The 18,070-nt window shown below is 33.2% G+C and carries 18 protein-coding genes; 3 read left to right on the top strand and 15 right to left on the bottom strand.

What is annotated here, in order from left to right:
- Nucleotides 1–39: 39 nt before the first annotated feature.
- The 4 genes from OLM54_RS15905 to OLM54_RS15890 form a co-directional block, all read right to left on the bottom strand.
- Complete coding sequence (locus OLM54_RS15905; protein WP_264535558.1) at nucleotides 40–516, bottom strand: methylated-DNA--[protein]-cysteine S-methyltransferase; 477 nt, start codon at nucleotides 514–516, stop codon at nucleotides 40–42.
- Nucleotides 517–519: 3 nt separating this feature from the next.
- Entirely contained in the window at nucleotides 520–1,338 is an 819-nt protein-coding gene (locus OLM54_RS15900) for an NAD-dependent epimerase/dehydratase family protein (RefSeq protein WP_264535557.1), read from the bottom strand.
- A gap of 99 nt (nucleotides 1,339–1,437) precedes the next feature.
- Nucleotides 1,438–1,890: a GNAT family N-acetyltransferase gene (locus tag OLM54_RS15895; RefSeq protein WP_264535556.1), complete on the bottom strand. Its 453-nt coding sequence runs from the start codon at nucleotides 1,888–1,890 to the stop codon at nucleotides 1,438–1,440.
- Nucleotides 1,878–2,777: a LysR family transcriptional regulator gene (locus tag OLM54_RS15890; RefSeq protein WP_264535555.1), complete on the bottom strand. Its 900-nt coding sequence runs from the start codon at nucleotides 2,775–2,777 to the stop codon at nucleotides 1,878–1,880. Before OLM54_RS15890 ends, OLM54_RS15895 begins: the two co-directional genes overlap by 13 nt.
- Before the next feature lie 148 nt (nucleotides 2,778–2,925).
- Between OLM54_RS15890 and OLM54_RS15885 the strand changes: the two genes are divergently transcribed.
- A complete protein-coding gene (locus OLM54_RS15885) occupies nucleotides 2,926–3,321 on the top strand; it encodes a rhodanese-like domain-containing protein (protein WP_264535554.1) in 396 nt (131 codons plus the stop codon).
- Between the two features lie 57 nt (nucleotides 3,322–3,378).
- Here the strand turns inward: OLM54_RS15885 and OLM54_RS15880 are convergent, their stop codons facing one another.
- From OLM54_RS15880 to OLM54_RS15870, 3 genes are read right to left on the bottom strand one after another with little or no spacing between them, the layout of a single operon-like run.
- The gene (locus tag OLM54_RS15880; protein ID WP_264535553.1) at nucleotides 3,379–5,772 is read right to left on the bottom strand and encodes a M28 family peptidase; all 2,394 of its coding nucleotides are present in this window, start codon (nucleotides 5,770–5,772) and stop codon (nucleotides 3,379–3,381) included.
- A 12-nt stretch (nucleotides 5,773–5,784) separates the two neighbouring features.
- On the bottom strand, nucleotides 5,785–6,132 hold the full coding sequence (locus OLM54_RS15875) for a hypothetical protein (protein WP_264535552.1): 348 nt from the start codon (nucleotides 6,130–6,132) through the stop codon (nucleotides 5,785–5,787).
- On the bottom strand, nucleotides 6,129–7,658 hold the full coding sequence (locus tag OLM54_RS15870; protein WP_264535551.1) for a bifunctional GNAT family N-acetyltransferase/carbon-nitrogen hydrolase family protein: 1,530 nt from the start codon (nucleotides 7,656–7,658) through the stop codon (nucleotides 6,129–6,131). The genes OLM54_RS15875 and OLM54_RS15870 overlap by 4 nt, the downstream gene beginning before the upstream one ends.
- 175 nt (nucleotides 7,659–7,833) lie before the next feature.
- On the opposite strand from OLM54_RS15870, the gene OLM54_RS15865 reads away from it, so the two are divergent.
- On the top strand, nucleotides 7,834–8,166 hold the full coding sequence (locus OLM54_RS15865) for a single-stranded DNA-binding protein (RefSeq protein WP_264535550.1): 333 nt from the start codon (nucleotides 7,834–7,836) through the stop codon (nucleotides 8,164–8,166).
- A 77-nt stretch (nucleotides 8,167–8,243) separates the two neighbouring features.
- Here the strand turns inward: OLM54_RS15865 and OLM54_RS15860 are convergent, their stop codons facing one another.
- From OLM54_RS15860 to OLM54_RS15850, 3 genes are all read right to left on the bottom strand, one after another.
- Nucleotides 8,244–8,936 carry a DUF2461 domain-containing protein gene (locus OLM54_RS15860; protein WP_264535549.1) on the bottom strand — a complete coding sequence of 231 codons (693 nt, stop codon included), beginning with the start codon at nucleotides 8,934–8,936 and terminating at the stop codon, nucleotides 8,244–8,246.
- Between the two features lie 342 nt (nucleotides 8,937–9,278).
- Nucleotides 9,279–9,797 carry a ferritin gene (locus OLM54_RS15855; RefSeq protein WP_264535548.1) on the bottom strand — a complete coding sequence of 173 codons (519 nt, stop codon included), beginning with the start codon at nucleotides 9,795–9,797 and terminating at the stop codon, nucleotides 9,279–9,281.
- Between the two features lie 94 nt (nucleotides 9,798–9,891).
- Nucleotides 9,892–11,316: a hypothetical protein gene (locus OLM54_RS15850; RefSeq protein ID WP_264535547.1), complete on the bottom strand. Its 1,425-nt coding sequence runs from the start codon at nucleotides 11,314–11,316 to the stop codon at nucleotides 9,892–9,894.
- Nucleotides 11,317–11,535: 219 nt separating this feature from the next.
- Between OLM54_RS15850 and OLM54_RS15845 the strand changes: the two genes are divergently transcribed.
- Nucleotides 11,536–12,381, top strand: a complete 846-nt coding sequence (locus OLM54_RS15845) for a hypothetical protein (RefSeq protein WP_264535546.1) — start codon at nucleotides 11,536–11,538, stop codon at nucleotides 12,379–12,381.
- 374 nt (nucleotides 12,382–12,755) lie between these two features.
- On the opposite strand, the gene OLM54_RS15840 is transcribed toward OLM54_RS15845, so the two are convergent.
- From OLM54_RS15840 to OLM54_RS15820, 5 genes are all read right to left on the bottom strand, one after another.
- Complete coding sequence (locus OLM54_RS15840) at nucleotides 12,756–13,892, bottom strand: OmpA family protein (RefSeq protein ID WP_264535545.1); 1,137 nt, start codon at nucleotides 13,890–13,892, stop codon at nucleotides 12,756–12,758.
- 104 nt (nucleotides 13,893–13,996) lie between these two features.
- The gene (locus tag OLM54_RS15835; RefSeq protein WP_264535544.1) at nucleotides 13,997–14,629 is read right to left on the bottom strand and encodes a chloramphenicol acetyltransferase; all 633 of its coding nucleotides are present in this window, start codon (nucleotides 14,627–14,629) and stop codon (nucleotides 13,997–13,999) included.
- Nucleotides 14,629–15,336 (bottom strand): HAD family hydrolase, encoded by a 708-nt coding sequence (locus OLM54_RS15830; RefSeq protein ID WP_264535543.1) that lies wholly within the window; start codon nucleotides 15,334–15,336, stop codon nucleotides 14,629–14,631. Before OLM54_RS15830 ends, OLM54_RS15835 begins: the two co-directional genes overlap by 1 nt.
- Nucleotides 15,337–15,563: 227 nt before the next feature.
- The gene (locus OLM54_RS15825; protein WP_264535542.1) at nucleotides 15,564–16,451 is read right to left on the bottom strand and encodes a DMT family transporter; all 888 of its coding nucleotides are present in this window, start codon (nucleotides 16,449–16,451) and stop codon (nucleotides 15,564–15,566) included.
- Between the two features lie 93 nt (nucleotides 16,452–16,544).
- On the bottom strand, nucleotides 16,545–18,062 hold the full coding sequence (locus tag OLM54_RS15820) for a flotillin family protein (RefSeq protein ID WP_413614455.1): 1,518 nt from the start codon (nucleotides 18,060–18,062) through the stop codon (nucleotides 16,545–16,547).
- Nucleotides 18,063–18,070 lie beyond the last annotated feature (8 nt).

Below are 18,070 nucleotides of genomic sequence, written 5' to 3'. Positions count from 1 at the left end.
CGTTAAATTGGTGAAATTCGTGGCAAACTTTTTATTTTTTCAAAACAAACTTTGTTGTGTACTTGGGTTTTCGTGTTCAAGCAGCCATTTCTTGCGAGGCAAACCGCCTGCATAACCCGTTAAAGAACCATTTGTACCAATAACGCGATGACATGGAACCACGATCCAAAGCGGATTTTTACCATTTGCAGATGCTACTGCACGAATCGCTTTTATATCACCCAGCTTTTTGGTTTGATCCATGTAACTTATGGTTTTTCCGTATGGAATTTCCAATAAAGCTTTCCATACTTTTTGCTGAAATTCAGTTCCTTTTGGGTTTAGTTTGAAACTGAAATCGGTTCTTTTTTTATCGAAATATTCGTTTAATTGTGAAACGGCTTCTTTTAAAACATTTGGAATCTCTTTTGAAACTTCATTTGTACCAACATCTGAAACTGAAATTATAGAAACGCCATCTTCATCACCAACTATTTTGGTGATTCCTAATGGTGAATTGATGTAGACTGTTTCCATAGTTTAATAATTTGTCAACTTAAACTGGTAATTTAAACTGTTTTCGATTTTTTCACTCGAAATAACCTTTTTTATATTCGATTTTTTTATGCTGAATTTCGGTAAAACCAGATTTTGTTCTTTTGCTTTTCGAGTGTAATATTCCTCTCTTGTTGGATGAAAAGGAGCAACGGCATTAAAAACGACATTCCATTTTGATTGATTAATGATTTCTTCAATGATGCCGATGCAGTCATTTTGATGAATTAAATTAACCGGAGCATCAGGATTTTCTATATTTTCTTTTCCCGCTAAATGTTTCACCGGATGGCGATCTTCGCCAATTAAACCGCCAAAACGTAGAATTGTGGTTTCGAAATTTTGATTTTTTTGCAAAAGCGCTTCTGCTAAGAGCAATTGTTTCCCGCTTTCCGTTTCCGGATTTGGAATAGTTTCTTCGGTAATCATATTATTTTCATCTCCGTAAACAGAAGTTGAACTTACAAAAAGTACTTTTTTTACGGTTGATTTTTCTATAAACGGAATTAAATTTTCAATTTTAGAAACAAAGACTTTTTTGGTAGAATCCTCAATATTTCCTCTCAACTTTGGTGGAATATCAATAATTAATATTTCACTTTCAGCTAAAAACAGATTTATGCTTTCTGAAATACTTTCGCTTTCAAGCGCAACCAAATAAGGATTTATACCGGCATCTTTTAAAACCTCAAGCTTATTTTCAGACGTTGTAGACCCGTTTATTGAATATCGCTTTTTTGCGATTATGCTTTTGGCTAAAGGTAATCCAAGCCAGCCGCAGCCTAAAATGCTTATTTGTTTCATTTTTTTTAAGGTACAAAGGGTCAGAGGGGCAAAGGTACAAAGGTTTTATCGTTACGCTAGATTTTGACGGATTGAAATGAAGAAGTAAATATTAGCGAATTAGAATAAATCCAGAAAAAAACAAACCTTTTCTTTTCCTCTTGCGCCAATTCGGTTGTAGAATTTTATAGCTCTTTCGTTAAAATCCGGTGTTCGCCACTGCATGTTGATGCACTTTTTCTCTTTTCCTATTTCTTTTAGTTTATGGATTAAAACTTCACCAATTCCGTAATTCCTTGCTTGTTCTTCTAAAAATAAACAATCCATAGAAATTATATCTCCGGCTTCCCAGGTTGAATAACTAAAATTATAAGAAACATAACCAACAATGTCTTTTTCGACGGCGACAACCAAACAAAAAAGCTTGGGATCTGAATCGAATAATGCTTTTTTTAATGCTTCTGCTTTTCCTTTTGCATCATAATCTGCCTTTTCATATTCAGCATGTTTTTGGCATAGAATGACAAGTTTTGGCAAATCTGAAACCTCGCAGCTTCTTATTAAATAGTCCATTGAATGTTAATTTCGGTTTGTAAAAAGGCAATAAAGTGATGAAAATAATCGGGATAAATCTGGTTTTCCCTAATTGCAATAAAATGCTTTCTTTTTAAGCCGTTTTTTCCAATTTTGATGGCTTTTATGGGATTGTTTTTTAAATGCGGGTGCAATGCCCATTTTGCCATCGACATCACACCCATATCGGCTTTGACCATTTCAAGTGAAGCCTCGGTAAGCGGTATCGCCGTTATTTTTTTCGGAGTTACTTTGGCAGGAGCCAAAACAAACTGATGAATTGTTACAGTTTCCATCGGAAGGGAATGAATCAGTAAATGTTCATCAATAAAATCTTCGGCAACAACGTATTTTTTATTTGCCCAGGCATGGTTTTCAGAAACGGCCATAACAACTTCATCCTGAAAAAGTTCGAGATATTTAATGTTATTGTCATCAATCTGATCGCTGATAACAGCAATGTCAATCACGTTTTCGAGTAATTTTTGTAATGGAATATGTGTGGCTTCAGTAACAATTTTCAATTCGACATTGGGGTACAAAAGGTGAAATTGCTTTAAAACCGAAGGCAGCCAATGATAACTTGAAAAACATTCGGTACTAATTCTGATTTCGCCGTGTTCGCCAAAAACCATTTGTTTGATTTGAGATTCGGTTTGCGAAAGTTTGTCCAGAATTTCATTGGCAATCTCATACATTTTTTCGCCGGCTTTGGTTAAAACCAGTTTTTTATTCATTCTAAAAAAAACAGGCGTGCCCAATTGATATTCGGCTTCTTTAAGTTGATGACTTAAAGCCGATTGTGTTAAATGAAGTTTGTCAATTGCTTTGGTAATGCTTCCTTCTTCAACAATCGCTTTTATCAATCGTAAATGACGTATTTCCATATTTTTAGAGAATTAATATACAAAGGAACAAAATTTTAAGCTGCTTTTGTATGAAAAAAAGTAATCGAATCGATGAATTCTTTTCGTTTTTATTACATATAATGTTCCGCTACTTTTGAAAAAACTAAATCATTAAAACTAAAAGAAAATGGAAGCACAAATTAAACATTATGAAAATAAACTGGCCTTCGAAATGGATCCTTCTGATTTGTTTGACGCTTTTAATAACGGAGAAAAAGTAATTGCAATTGACGCGAGAAAGGTATTTGGATATGAGGCAGAACATATTCCGACAGCGATTAATATTCCGCATCGTGAAATGACAGCAGAAAGCACCAAAGATTTGGATAAAGAGGTTTTGTACGTAACGTATTGTGACGGAATTGGCTGTAATGCTTCGACCAAAGGAGCATTGAATATGGCAAAATTAGGTTTTAAAGTAAAAGAATTAATTGGCGGAATCGAGTGGTGGAAGTTTGATGGTTACGCCACCGAAGGAACAAACGGAGTAAAATCAGGTTTAAAAATTGAATGTGCGTGTTAAATAAAAAAGGCAAACTTTTTAATTGAAGTTTGCCTTTTATATAAGATTGTTTCTGTTTTATTGTGGTTTTACAATGGGTTTCAAAGTATCTTTTACAATTACAGCGCTGTCTTTTACCGGTACAGTTTCGATTGGAACATTTACTGGTTCGGTATATTTTTTAATTTTTTGCTGAATCAAAACGGCATCATTCAAAACAAAAGGCGTTGGCATCATCCAGTCGCTTCTTGGTTTGATCTGAAATAAAGGATTTGTCATTAAATCAAAAGAACTTTCGATTAAATCCATATCAAATACAGATGATTTGTTGATGTAAAAATCCATTACAAGTGGTTCGTTGCCGACAACATAATAACATAAAATTTTCATATCATTTCGTTCTAAACGATTTCCTTTTTGACCGGAAGTTGAAACTCCGTTTGCTTTAAAGTTATAAAAGGTCATTTTAGGATTTGCAAAAATATCGTAACGATTGACTTTTCTGTTTGGCGTAATTTTTATTTTTAAATACCTGTTATTGCCAATCACGCTGTCTCTTAAAAACGCAATAGTTGGTTTTGGAACATCAATTTTTGGTGCAATCGCACTATAAGTAAAAGTCGAATTGTATTTGCTGGCTAGTGGAAGACCATTTAAACCAACTGCTTTTTGATTTTTTTCTCCCAGATAAGTTTTGGTCCATTCGTCGAGATTTGTATCATAAGTTGTCCATACTGCCGAATCTGTATTGGCATTATAAACGTATAATAAACTGTTAGATTTTGCTTTTCCGTATTCGTAACCTGAATTTGAACCCGCATAAATAAAGAATGCAACCGAAACCATAAAAAAGAAAATAGTCCAGGCTCCTTTTCTAAAAAACGATCCAAATACCGGAAGTAATAACCCAAAAAGTAAAACGGTTAGTATTGCGCTTCCAAAAAGTATTTTTAAACCTAAACCAACAGGAAACATGACGATAAAAGGCGCTATAATGGCTAATGCCGGAATACTCAATAATAAGTTTAAACCTAAACTGTAATGTTGTGTAATTACAAATATTCCGAATAAAAGAATGCCAAAATAAACCGGAATAATAAGGAAACCGGCGCCTGTTAAACTATTGGCTAAAAATAGATTAATAACGATCCAAAGTAATAAAGGTGCCACGTAATGATTCATTGTAATTTTTGCTTCTGAAAAATGATGGTAGAAAGCAAAACAAATCGCTATACTAAGTGTTACAAAAGCGCCAATATAAGCGTGTCCGTTATATGTAAAACCGTTTAACAAATCTGAATATTGAGGATAAGCCTCTAAAAGTATTTTCCACCCCAAAAAAGTCACCAAACCTGCAATGGCTATAGCACCCAATAAAGGAACAAAACCTCTGAAAATTTCTCTGAAAGAGATAACGCGCTTCACTTTACCTACAAAAATAAAAAGTATTAAGAGACCTAAAGCAATGATAGACATTGGGAAAACCCATGAAAATGGATAATTAATGAATCCGAAAGGAACACTAAAATATACATTGTCTTCTGTAGTTTGAGTAGAGTTTAAATCAATATTTGAAAAGTATTTTAATAAGGGCATTAAGTAAGTTCCCTGATGAGACAAAGTGGTTTTGTTTAAATGCTGAACATCATCTTGTTGCGTATGATAATTATAATGTCCGTCGATAAAGGCGAAGTTAAAGCCCTGAATGTTTCCCTGTTCTCTAAAAACAGTTAAATCGGTATCGTTTGGCAACATTTTATAAATGCTGTACATCAACGAATTTGAGACCGGATATTTTGCTTTTGCTTTTGCAAATTCTTTCACAAGAGTCTGGTTTCCTTTGTTGGTTTCCATCAGCATATAGCTTGGACCTGAAGAACCTCTGGCTTCAAAATTTAATACTAAACCAACATCTTTTGCCCACGGATGCTGATTTACAAAAAGTGCAGCGCCATTTAAACCTAATTCTTCGGCATCAGAAAAAAGAATTATAATGTCGTTTTTATTTGGTTGTTTTGAATATAAAAAAGCACGTACGCCTTCAAGAATTGTTGCAACTCCGGATGCGTCATCACTTGCTCCTTTTGAAAAAGAATGCGGCGCACTATCATAATGAGATAGCAATAAAAGCGCTTTTGAGTTGTTTGTTCCCTTAATGCGAGCCAGAATATTTTTGGATTTAACCAATAATCCTTTGTCATTAAGCGTGAAACCTTCCTGAGTTGTGGCTTCTAAGCCAATTCGGTTAAGTTCGAGTTTTAGATAATTAGCAACTAATTCATGATTAGTTGTTCCTACATAATGGGGTTTCTGCGCAATTATTTCAACCTGATTGAGCGCTCTTTCTGTAGAGAATTCAGCAAGTGCTTCTTCATTTTTTGAAACCCATTGGGGCATCATTGTGGCGTATATAATACCTAAAATTGCTAAAACGCATACGAAGGCAAGAATCGAAGTCTGGTTTTTTTTCATATTGAATATATACTAAATTTCTTTTTTAACGAGCATAAAATAATCATTGTCTAAAGAGCGATATCCCTGATCATAAAGGAAATAATACGTATTTCCGGTTTTTGTCTGCAAAATATTAGTAAAGAAATCAAAATCAAAACCTTTATTTACCATTTTATCTCTTGTGGCCTTCGATTTTCCATCTTTATTTAGCTCGGACAAAATACGATAATTTTTACGTAATTTGTTGTTTACATTCCGCATGAAATTAGTACTATCCTTATTTATTTTGTTGTTATAGGCATTTCGGCAGCTGTCTGAACAAAATTTCTTGTCTTCCCGACCTACAATTTTTTCGGAACATTCAAGGCAGGTTTTCATGGAATTATTTTTTTAATTTCATATAAATCATGTCTTCTGTCCTTTAAAATTCGTACACTTCCGTGCTCGTGAAGCTGTTTTAGTAAATTTAAATCGACATCGACAATTAATGTCATTTCAGTATTTGGAGTTGCTTCGGCTTTTATTCCGTTACTTGGAAAAGCAAAATCAGATGGCGTAAAAACAGATGCCTGCGCATATTGAATATCCATATTATTTACTTTTGGCAAATTACCCACACAGCCTGCAATGGCAACATAACACTCATTTTCTATCGCTCGCGCCTGCGAACAATGTTTTACACGTGTATATGCATTTTGAGTATCCGTTAAAAACGGAACAAACAAAATATTCATTCCTTCATTTGCCATAATTCTTGAAAGCTCCGGAAACTCAACATCATAACAAATTAAAATTCCAATTTTACCACAATCGGTATCAAAGGTTTTAAAATGAGATCCGCCTTTCATTCCCCAATGCTGAACTTCGTTTGGTGTAACGTGAATTTTGGTATACATTTCTGAAGTTCCGTCTCTTTTGCATAAAAAGCCAACGTTGTATAAATTACCGTTATCCAGATAAGGCATGCTTCCGGTAATAATATTAATGTTGTATGAAATAGCAAATTCCTGAAAACGCTTTCTGATCGGGTCAGAATATCGGGCAAGTTCCCGAATGGCTTCTGCCTCAGATAAATGATTATAATCTGCCATTAATGGCGCTATAAAAAGTTCCGGAAACAAAGCAAAATCGGCACCATAACCGGAAACAACATCAATAAAAAACTCTGATTGTTCGAAAAATTCTTCAACATTATTGAGCTGACGCATTTGCCACTGAATTAATCCCAATCGAATAACGCTTTTTTCGAGATTAATAAGTTTCGGGCTTTCATCATAATAAACATTGTTCCATTCTAAAAGAACCGCAAATTCCTTTGATTCTTCGTCGCCTTCCAGATAATTTTTGATGATTCGCAAAACGTGAAAATCATTACTTAACTGAAATGAAAGTACAGGATCGTGCAGTTCTTTATGTTTTACTTTGTCGATGTAAGATCGTGGCGTTAGTTTTTTGGCGTGCTGCGAATAATTTGGAATCCTTCCTGCAAAAACAATTGCTTTAAGATTTAATTGTTCGCAAAGTTCTTTTCTGGCATCATATAAACGACGTCCCAAACGCAAACCGCGATAATGCGGGTGGATAAAAACGTCTATACCGTACAAAATTTCCCCATCTGAATTATGGGTCGAAAAAGTATAGTCGCCAATGATTTGTTTATAATTGTGTCTTTTATCGACCAGTTTTTCATCGACGATTAAGGATAATGCAGAACCTACAACTATTCCGTCAACTAAAATAACTAATTGACCTTCAGGGAAAATGGAGAGTAATTTTTTAATATCGTTGGATCTCCAATAAGAATTAGCCATTTCAGGATACGATTCTACCATCGAATTTTTCAACTGTTTGTAATCGTCTAATTCTAAATTTCTTAATTCAACTTTATTAATTTTCGCCTGCATATAGTAAGATTTCTGCTAAATATACAAAAAATATTTCCATTTACAAACGCTTACAAATAGTTACAACCGAAAGTAAATAGTTTGCAACCGAATAAATTTTGCATGTCGCCACATCTTTGCAATGTTGAATTTGATAAACGAATTCTTTTATACGAACATTTAAAAATTATATGCCATGAACGCCATGAAAAACAGAGTACAATTAATTGGGAATGCAGGGAATGATCCGGAAATTAAAACATTAGAAAATGGGAAAAAATTAGCTCATTTAACGATTGCAACAAATGACAGATACACAAATGATAAAGGCGAAAAAGTAGAACAAACCGAATGGCATCGTGTTACCGCCTGGGGAAAAACTGCCGAAATTATCGAGAAATATGTTGTAAAAGGTAAAGAAGTAGCGATTGAAGGAAAACTAACCCACAGAAGTTACGATGATAAAAATGGAGAAAAGAAATATATAACCGAAGTTGTTGTCAGTGAAATTTTATTGCTAAGTAAATAGTTTAGTAGATTCGACATTTAAACCCGACAGTCCCGAAGCCTCGGGATAAAACCTGTCGGGTTTGTTGTTGTCAATAATTATAAAATCGATGCGCCGTTTATATCCGTAGTAAGGATTTCGCTCATATAATCAAAAAACGGTCTCATATTTTTACATGTTTCTAAAGCCTGTTCTAAAAACTGCGAACTTAATACTTCATCATCTGTAAAGCGTTTAATAATCAGGAACTGTTTGTAGCGAAGTAAATCGATAGCTTCATGAGTTATATCAAAACCTTTTGGTGCTGTTTTAAGCTGTTCGCCTTGCAAAGTTCCAAAAGTGCTCACAAAAGACTTTGATTTTAATATCTTTTGCATTGTTCCGGAATCGTGTGCAAACTCACTTCTTATTCGTTTTAAATCGGCAGCGTTTGGTCCCCAGAATCCGCCGGCAAAGAAACTGTTTCCTTTTTCCAGATGAAAATAATAGCCGCCGCGTCTTGTACTTGTTGCTCGTGTAAAACTGCCTCCCCAAAAAGTTTTAAAAGGAGTTTTGTCTTTAGCAAATCGAATATCACGATAAATTCTGTATACACTTTTTTTGCCCGAAGCGGTTTCTAAAACATCGGTTTTAGAAAGTTCCTGAAGCAAAGCACCTGCAAAGGTTTCTATATAATTTAATTCGGTTAAATACTGTGGCTTATTTTCTTCAAACCAGGGTTTGTTATTGTTTTGTTTAAGCTGCTGTAAAAAATCAAGACTTGATTTGGGTATAATAATCTGGTTTTTCATAATTAAATTTTGAGTCTTTAAGACGACTGCAATTTAAAACTAAAAACCCACCAATTGGTGGGTTTTTTATGATATAGTTTAAGCAGTCTTTTTTAATAAGTCAAACATAGGACATCGTGAGCAGCGTTTGTTCTCACTCTTTTTATATTTCTCACAACAAGAAGATTTACAGTTTTCCAACTTTTTAAGTTTCTCAAGAATTGCTTTATTCTTCTTCTTTTTATCCTTTTTCTTGTCCTTATCTTTTTCTTTCTTGCTCAATTTGACTCGGTATTATTAAACAGAGGCAAATATATAGCAATAAATGTTATTTTTATGTATTCTAAATAAACTTTAACTTTTTTATTTTGGGTTAATAGCGATCGAGCTTGTAACCGTTAATTGTTGAATATCACGATCAAACAAGTAAAGTCCGCCTTTATCATCACCAATTAAGTTGATTTTATCTAAAATAGATTTAGCAGTAGCTTCTTCTTCGATTTGTTCTGCTACATACCATTGCAGGAAATTGTGTGTTGCATAATCTTTTTCTTCAAAAGTTATGTGAACCAGTTCGTTAATAGATTCTGAAACAAAAATTTCATGGTTATAAAGTGCTTCAAACATTTCTTTAAATGTAGAGTAAGAAGTTTTAGGCGCTTTTAGATCTGTAATCTGAGCGTGACCTCCGCGTTCGTTTACATACTTTACAAGTTTAAGCATGTGTGCGCGCTCTTCGTCTGATTGTGTGTACATAAATTGAGCGATTCCTTCTAATCCGTGTACTTCAGCCCAACAAGCCATAGAAAGGTAGGTTTGCGAAGATTCTGCCTCTATGCGTATTTGCTTATTTAAAGCTGCTTCGATATTTTTTGATAGCATAATATGTGTCTTTTTTGTAAAGTTAAAAAAAATAATCCATTCCGTTTTTTTCAAAATGCGAAACGAGAGACATTTGGATTAATTCTCAATAAATTTAAGGCTTTTCTACCGGAAAAGATCTCGAAAAAATAGCTTTGTTAATAATCGAATTTGTAATATCGGGCTGAATAAATCCGTCGGTAAACTTACGCATGATGAATTGTTTTGAGTCAAAATCGTAATAGCCCAAAATGTAGTAATCCTTAAATTTAAAGATATTTTGAAAGGCAGCTTTTTTCTGAAGACTTAAAAAATAATAAATATTGTCAATTGCCAAAGGCTGCTGTTCGTCTTTTATAAAATCAGTATTATTATTTAGAATACTTTCAAAATAAACACTTTCTGTATGATCGATTAATCCAAAATCACCATCATAATATTGATAAAAATCTTCTGTTTTGGGAGTTCCGCCAATAGTAACGAGTGTATTTTGTTTATTTTTAAAAGCCGACAATCCAATATTTAAGAAAGATAAATGGTTTAAAAACTGACTTGTTTTTTTTAATTCTATAGGTTTTCGACCATCGTTTTGAAGTAATAATGGAGAGGTTTTAAACTTAATCGTGTCATTCTTCAATACTTTAATGTCCTTTAGCGTTTGTCCTGAATTATAATCTTTTATCGCAATTGCAAATGCATATTTATTGGCGCTTATTTGATAAAGTTTATTATCATTAAAAAATGAATTGCTCTTGTTTATATTTTCAATGGCTGATTGGGCAAAGGATTTTTCGTTGATGGTATGATTTTCTATATCCAGATCAAATACCTGTGTTTTTTTAGGATTATGGTCTAAAGTTAAAATCAGATGGTTTTTGATTAAGTACGCTTTGTTCTTTTCTGCACTTTTATCCAAAGGAGTAAAATTATCAATCTCTATTTTTTCTATTGGATTTTCGTCAATAATTTTATTGAAAGTGACAAACTGTGTGTTTTTGTTCTGAAAAACGAAAGATGAAAAATTAAATTCTTTTTCTTCGGCCTTTCCATTTTTAAAAATATAGAAAATTAAAGTTTGATCGGTTTTATGTTTAGAAAGGATATAAAATGCATTGTTTTCCTGAAAAAAGTTTACAATATATTGGGTTGAAAACGGAAAATTAAATTTCAGCAGTTTAACCGTTTTTGTCTCTAAATAATATTTTGCGACTATAATATCTTTAAAATCTTCTGAAGCCCAATATAAATTTGGATTTTGGTCTTCGCCAAAACTGTAGCCAATTAATGACCTGTTTTCCAGATTTGTTTTAGGAAAAAGATATTGATCGTTCAGAAACAAAGCATTGTTGTATTTTAAAATGTTGATGTTTTCATTTGTAGCAGCAAAAACAAATACATCATGAGTTTGTGTATTCTCAACATTCAGAATCTGGTTATATTCGTCAGTTTTTTTTAAATCTAAAGGAAAAGAAGCCAATACAGTTTGACCAAACAGAACTGATTTGCAGATGAATAGCGATAAAAATAAAAGTTTTTTCATAAATCTTGTGCGACAAAAATCATTCCAGTTTAATAATTGTATTTATAAATTCAAAATTGGAAAATACTAAAGAATATTAAAGATATATTATTTTGTAATTATTAAGTTTTTCTTGTTTTAAAAAAAATAGTCAAAGTAGTCTTATTCTTATACACGTATGCCTTTTAGTGGAGCTGATAGATATGTACTTACATTATTTTCGTAAAAAAATTGTAAAATATGAAAAAGTCACTTTATTTATTTAGTGCTGCCTTATTAGCACTTGCTTCTTGTACAAATGATTACGATGGTTCTTGTTTAGTAAAAAAGAATGTTGATCCGATTGTCGATCCAATTGTGGATCCCATTGTAGATCCGATAGTCGATCCAATCGTGGATCCAATTGTTAAACCTATCCTATTACAAAAACTGGTTCATACTTATTCTGGCGGGCTAAGCGCTACAGTTGAATCACTGTATAACGATAACAAAATAGTGTCAGACAAAGATGATTCTAACCTTACACTTTATACCTATACCGGAGATGTAATAACGAAAATTGAGAAAGCCGACATTTCAGGAAAGGTTTATTCTACAAAAGAGTATGTTTATGCAAATGGAAAAGTAGATTATATTTTTAGTAACGAGTTTGGAAATTACTATAAAACAAAATATATGTATAATCCAGATGGCAGTATATTTTTCTATAAAATAAAAAGTGATAGTGCAGGAAACGATGGAGAACATACTACAACATCTGGAAATTATACTTTTTCTGAAGGTAATCTAATTAGATACCAGATTTCTAATGGTGACTCTGAAAACGAAGATATTTATGAATACGATTCTAAAAATAATCCAAGGCTTAATATTTTAGGATTTAAATCTGTAGTAGATATGGACCAGGGATTTGCAGTTAACAATATAACAAAGAAAACAACTAAAGCGAATAACGGCGGTAATATATCAATATGGACTGTAACTTATAGCTATGAATACGATGCAAATGGTTATCCTGTAAAAAGAATTGAGACAAAAGAAAATGAAGGTAAAACTACTGTAGAAACATCTGAATACACTTACTAGATTTATATAAAATTATAATAAGTAAGAGTTAGATAAAACTCGGTTTGTTTTACCCTAAGAAAGGCATTTAAATGATAATTAATTAGAAAGCTGCAAGATATACTTGCAGCTTTTTTTTGTTTTATAAGTTCTCATTTGAGTCTTATTTTGACATGAACTTGACAAGTTGTAGAGACACATAGGTGAAATAATAGATTCTAACTCATTGAAGAAAAACTGAAGCATAAAAGTCTGCTTGAATACGTTTCACATAATGCATTTGATACTCTACAACAATGTTTTTTGTAAATAGTACTTTTGAATTACAATAGTTTAAACATAAAAAAAGCCCTAAAGAATTTTCTTTAGGGCTTCGTTATTTAATTTGAAAGAGATTATCTTATTTTAAAAGTAACTCTTCTCGCCAGCCTTCTTGCTTCTTCAGAATCTTTTTGGATTGAAGTATCTGCACCTTGAGCAACTACATTTAATCTTGAAGATGCAATACCCGCTTTTTCAAGAATGGTTTTTACATTATTAGCTCTCAAATTTGATAATTTTTCGTTGTATTCTGAACTACCAACCTGATCTGCATAACCTAAAATATCAAGATTAGCCGAAGGATTTTTTCTTAAATATGTCAAAACAACATCAAGTGCAGCTGTTGAATTTTCAATTGGAGTCGCTTTATTAAAGTCAAAATAAACACTGTAATATTTAGCATCGATCATTTCTTTCAAAAGATCTTTATCATTTACTACTGTTGTAGTAACTGGTTTTTCTATAATTACTTGCTTCTCTGGTATTTTCTTTACTAACGCGTCAAGATCTGCGATTTTGTTTTCTAATGCAGAACTATCAAACTCTTGCGAAATAACAACCCAGTCAGCATGTTTTGTGTTTTTACCCAAGTAAACATTTAAACCAACAGTTCCGTTAAAAAGTACACCGTTAAAACCTCTTGATTGAACAGGACATGCACAGTCAAAAGTTAAATCTTGCGACGCATTTACAATAGTTGTAAAATCACCCGTTAAAGCAAATCTGTCAGATAATCTTATTTGTCCGGTAACACCAGCAATAAAATTACCCATTCTGTCTTTAACATGTAAGTCTTTGTTTTCTAACTGAGCTACACCAAAACCTGCATGACCTAATAAACCAATTGTTTTAGTCCATGATTCAAAGTTCATGATTCTGCCTAAGTTTGCAACAGCTTGTAGATCTGCTCTGTAATATTTTGAATCAAAGTCTACTGAATTGTTTTTTCCGGTAAAACTGTTATATCCAAAATCTGCTTTTAAACCAAACTTGTTGTTAAACATATATCTTACTCCCAAATCACCTACCCAAAAGCTTGGTGTAGAAGTAAAATAATCTTGTGTCATCGGGCTTTGCGGTTTATTAACACCTCCCGCTAATTCTACAGACCATTTGTTGTAGTCGTTTACAGTGTTTTTTTCTGCTTCTGTTTGTGCATGAAGGTTCGTTAAACCTAGAGAACATGCTAGAATAATTACAATTTTTTTCATTGTTATTTGAGATTTTAAATTTTCCCAAAAAAACAATTAATTGTAAGAATTATACCTAGGTATAAGTTATAATTGTAACAGAATAAGGTTAAAATAACATACTACTAATTTCCGTTCATTAATTCCTGAAAATGATCTGTAAACTGACCCAAATGTAAGCCATCCATTAAGCCATGATGTACATGAACAGACATTGCAATTGTTCTTTTTCCGGTTTCGGAAGTAATCATTTTTCCAAAAGAAATTTTAGGACAGCTATCCGGAAACGTATAACTTCTGGCATGCGAAAGCGATGTAAAATTTAACCACGGAATTGCCGAGAAATGTATGACATTATCGTCATCAAACGATCTTGTAAAAAGTCCGGTTGTGTTTTGAATTCGCTCGATTTCTGCCAGAGCATTTTGTTCGAAAACCTTAAAATCAGGATTATATTCTATTAAAGAAAAACCAAAAGTGCCATCCTCACGGCCAATTGTTGCCGAAGCATCAATACGGTCATTAATATAGATTTTACCTTCGGAAATTCTATATCTGAAATTTTCAATTGCATTTACAGCAACCAAAGTTTTATGAAGATAAAAAATAAAGAAAGAAACATTAAGACTTTTTGCGGTTTGATACGCTTTTGTACAATCAATTTGGACAGTAGCACCAAAAAAAGGTTCTTCCATTTTACTGAAATGTGCAAAATGTTCTTTTCTGTTCCAGTTTTCTAAATCTAAAAGTGTTTTCATTATTGTAAATTATGGAGCACTTCAGAAATTTTTTCAAAAGAACTAAAATGTTCGTGCTCTACTTTGTGATTGATTTTTTCGTGTTCCCAAGTGGTATGAAACGGAATATGAACTGCATAACCGCCAATTTCCAAAACCGGTAAAACATCTGATTTTAATGAATTTCCGATCATTAAAAACTCATTCGGCTGGATATCTAAACGACCAATTAATTTTTCGTAATCAACAGTTTGTTTGTCTGACATGACTTCGATATGGTGAAAATAATGTCCTAAACCAGAACGGTGCAATTTACTGTGCTGGTCTTTTAAGTCGCCTTTTGTGGCAACAACCAATTTGTATTTTCCTTGTAAAGCCTGCAGTGTTTCTTCGATTCCGTCCAGAAGTTCAATTGGTTTTTCGAGTAATTCTTTTCCGTATTGAATGATTTTCTGAATTACTTCAACCGGAATTGTATTGTTCGAAATATTCATCGCCGCTTCAATCATCGACAAGATATAACCTTTGATTCCGTAACCGTACAAAGGTAAATTTGCGATTTCGATTTTAAATAATTCCTGCGAAATGCCCTGATGTGAAAGATAATCTTCCATCAAAGCGCAAAATTTATGTTCAGTTTCCTGAAAGTAAGGTTCATTTACAAATAAAGTATCGTCGGCATCAAATGCGATTACTTTTAAGTTTGGTATTTTGCTTTTATGTAACATAGAAAAAGTTGTTTCAAGTTTGTTTTGTTTCAGGTTTCAGGTTTTTGTCTTATGAAAAAATTTGTTTCAAGTTTTTTCGCCACGAATTACACTAATTTTTTGTCAAAGATTAAAAAAGAATCTGCTCAATCTGCTTAATCTGCGAGAGAATTTTTTTCGCAATAAATTAAAAATCAATCTGTGTAAATCCGTTTAAACCTGTATCATCCGTGTGCCAATTCTCAATTCTAATTCCTAGAAAACAATCCCTTAAAAGATATAGTTTTATCGTAAAAAGTAATTCTGATTCCGAGAAGCAAAATGATTCCGCCAAAAACCATTTGTAAAGTTATTTGTTCTTCCAAAAACAACCAAGCCAAAACAGAAGTAATTACAGCCTGACTCAATAAACTTAGCGAAACTCTGGTTGCACGCATATGTTGTGTTGCATAACTGATAGAAAGCCAAGCGCACAATTGACAAATAACCGCTTGAAGTATTAATACAAACCAACACGTATCTGAAAATCCCGTAAAAGGCTGATCTAAGCAATAACAAAGTATTCCTAAGTAAATGCTCGACGCAAATAAACTAATGGTCATAAACGAAAGAACATCAACATCTGAAAGCACTTTTTTGCTGACCAAAAGATAAATCGAATATAAGATTCCGGATAAAACTGCAAAAAGAAAAGCCTTATCAAAATTCAAATCCATAAAAAAGCTAAAGCCAACCAAAGTGATCATTCCAAATAACGAAACTACGGTTCCAATCCAGAAATTTGTTGCGGGTTTTACCTTCAAGAAGAAAAAAGAACCAATTCCAACCCAAAGCGGAGATAAATTCGTCAACAACGAAGCCTGAGTCGCGCTTGAATCCTGAATGGCGATATTCCAAACAGCAACATCTGATGAGAATAAAATACCACAAAGCATTGCGAGAAGCAAGAATTTCGTCTTTGGCATTTTGAAGCTTTTTGTAATAAGCACATAAGGCAAAAGTAAAATCACCGCAAAAGTCATTCGATAAAAAGCAGAAATTAATCCAGGTGCTAATTTAAGTTTTATCAATATAGGAAATATCGAAATACAAAGTATTCCGCAGATTAAGGCTAGTCTAGGTTTGGTGATTTTCATTTTAATGCGTTAGGAACTTTAATCTTTTATAAAACAAAATTGCGTGAATCAAAGTTCACGCAATTTAAAGAATTTATAATAAACGGTAGATTGTTATTCCTCTTTTTGTGGTTCTTCAATTATTGGGAGAACCTTAGGAATATCTTCACCTTTTAAGTAAGTTGGTAAATTAAGTCCAGCCATATTAAATAAATCGTTCAATGGCGGAACTGTTTTCATCATTCCTGAAACAAAGTTCGCAGTTGATGAATTTCCATTTTCCCCTTGACCATTTCCAGAATCCCACACTGTAATTTTATCGATTTTGATGTTTTTAACAGCTTCGACCTGAGTTCTAACCAATTCGGGAAGTTTCTCTAAAAGCAATAATTGGAAAGCTTTGGTTGGATCTCCGCCAGCAGCGGCAACAACCTCTTTATAACCTTCGGCTTGTTTAGTTAATATTTCAAAAAGACCTTTTGCTTCTGCTTCCATTTTAGCAAAAATAGCATCTGCCTCACCTTTGGCATTTTCTCTTATTGTTTCTGCAGCAGCCTGCGCCTCAATAATTGCTCTTTGTTTTGCTATTTCAGCAGGAACCACGATGTTTGCAATTTGTGTAGAACGTTCTCTTTCAGAACGAGCCAATTCAGCTTTTTGTTCTGCGACATATGATTCTTCCAAAGCTCTTGCCTGTTGAACTTTCTCTGCAGTTATTGCAATACGCATTGATTCAGCTTCTTTTTCTCTACGTAGTGCCTCTGAATTTGCAATAGCGATCTTTGATTCATTTTCTCCTTGTATTGCGATAGCATTTGCTTCAGATGTTTTTACTCTTGTGTCTCTTTCGGCTTCTGCTTTTCCAATTGTTTCATCTTTAGAAGCAGTCGCAATACTGATTTCTCTGTCTTTTTGAGTAATGGCGATTTTTACATCTCTGTCTCTGTGGGTTTCAGCTATTTGAGTGTCTTTTTCTCTGTCAGCAAGAGCTTTACCGGTTTCTCCGATTTTTTCTTGTTGAGCCACACTTATTTTTGCTTCATTAATAGCTTTTGCTGCAGCTTCTTTTCCTAATGCCTCAATATAGCCGGATTCATCTTTAATATCGGTAACGTTTACGTTAATTAGTTTTAAACCAATTTTCTTTAATTCGCTGTCAACGTTTTTTGAAATATTATCTAGAAATTTATCACGGTCAGAATTGATTTCTTCAATAGTCATGGTTGCAATTACAAGACGCAATTGTCCGAATAAAATATCTTTTGCTAATTCCTGAATTTGTTCGGATGATAATCCTAAAAGTCTTTCAGCTGCAGTATTCATACTGTCAGATTCTGTAGAAATAGCGATTGTAAATCTACATGGGACATCAACTCTAATATTTTGTCTACTTAGGGCATTTGTTAAATTAGCTTCGATAGAAAGCGGCTTTAAGTCTAAAAAAGCATAATCCTGAATAACAGGCCAGATAAAAGCGCCACCTCCGTGTACACATTTTGCCGATGTACCACCGGTACGACCATAAATGACTAAAATTTTATCAGAAGGACAACGCTTATATCTTGATATTAGTGCCGAAATTGTTACAAATAAAACGATTGCAGCAACGGCAATCAAAATTATTGGATTCATGTTTATCA

The organism is Flavobacterium sp. N1736, from assembly GCF_025947065.1.
Lineage (GTDB): Bacteria > Bacteroidota > Bacteroidia > Flavobacteriales > Flavobacteriaceae > Flavobacterium.
This window is presented reverse-complemented; position numbering and strand designations above follow the sequence as displayed.

Coding starts and splice junctions, on each gene's coding strand:
- OLM54_RS15865 (WP_264535550.1), top strand. CDS start 7,834: ATGAACGCCATGAAAAACAGAGTACAATTAATTGGGAATGCAGGGAAT.
- OLM54_RS15860 (WP_264535549.1), bottom strand. CDS start 8,936: ATGAAAAACCAGATTATTATACCCAAATCAAGTCTTGATTTTTTACAG.
- OLM54_RS15820 (WP_413614455.1), bottom strand. CDS start 18,062: ATGAATCCAATAATTTTGATTGCCGTTGCTGCAATCGTTTTATTTGTA.
- OLM54_RS15880 (WP_264535553.1), bottom strand. CDS start 5,772: ATGAAAAAAAACCAGACTTCGATTCTTGCCTTCGTATGCGTTTTAGCA.
- OLM54_RS15850 (WP_264535547.1), bottom strand. CDS start 11,316: ATGAAAAAACTTTTATTTTTATCGCTATTCATCTGCAAATCAGTTCTG.
- OLM54_RS15900 (WP_264535557.1), bottom strand. CDS start 1,338: ATGAAACAAATAAGCATTTTAGGCTGCGGCTGGCTTGGATTACCTTTA.
- OLM54_RS15845 (WP_264535546.1), top strand. CDS start 11,536: ATGAAAAAGTCACTTTATTTATTTAGTGCTGCCTTATTAGCACTTGCT.
- OLM54_RS15840 (WP_264535545.1), bottom strand. CDS start 13,892: ATGAAAAAAATTGTAATTATTCTAGCATGTTCTCTAGGTTTAACGAAC.
- OLM54_RS15895 (WP_264535556.1), bottom strand. CDS start 1,890: ATGGACTATTTAATAAGAAGCTGCGAGGTTTCAGATTTGCCAAAACTT.
- OLM54_RS15830 (WP_264535543.1), bottom strand. CDS start 15,336: ATGTTACATAAAAGCAAAATACCAAACTTAAAAGTAATCGCATTTGAT.
- OLM54_RS15890 (WP_264535555.1), bottom strand. CDS start 2,777: ATGGAAATACGTCATTTACGATTGATAAAAGCGATTGTTGAAGAAGGA.
- OLM54_RS15905 (WP_264535558.1), bottom strand. CDS start 516: ATGGAAACAGTCTACATCAATTCACCATTAGGAATCACCAAAATAGTT.
- OLM54_RS15870 (WP_264535551.1), bottom strand. CDS start 7,658: ATGCAGGCGAAAATTAATAAAGTTGAATTAAGAAATTTAGAATTAGAC.
- OLM54_RS15825 (WP_264535542.1), bottom strand. CDS start 16,451: ATGAAAATCACCAAACCTAGACTAGCCTTAATCTGCGGAATACTTTGT.
- OLM54_RS15855 (WP_264535548.1), bottom strand. CDS start 9,797: ATGCTATCAAAAAATATCGAAGCAGCTTTAAATAAGCAAATACGCATA.
- OLM54_RS15835 (WP_264535544.1), bottom strand. CDS start 14,629: ATGAAAACACTTTTAGATTTAGAAAACTGGAACAGAAAAGAACATTTT.
- OLM54_RS15875 (WP_264535552.1), bottom strand. CDS start 6,132: ATGAAAACCTGCCTTGAATGTTCCGAAAAAATTGTAGGTCGGGAAGAC.
- OLM54_RS15885 (WP_264535554.1), top strand. CDS start 2,926: ATGGAAGCACAAATTAAACATTATGAAAATAAACTGGCCTTCGAAATG.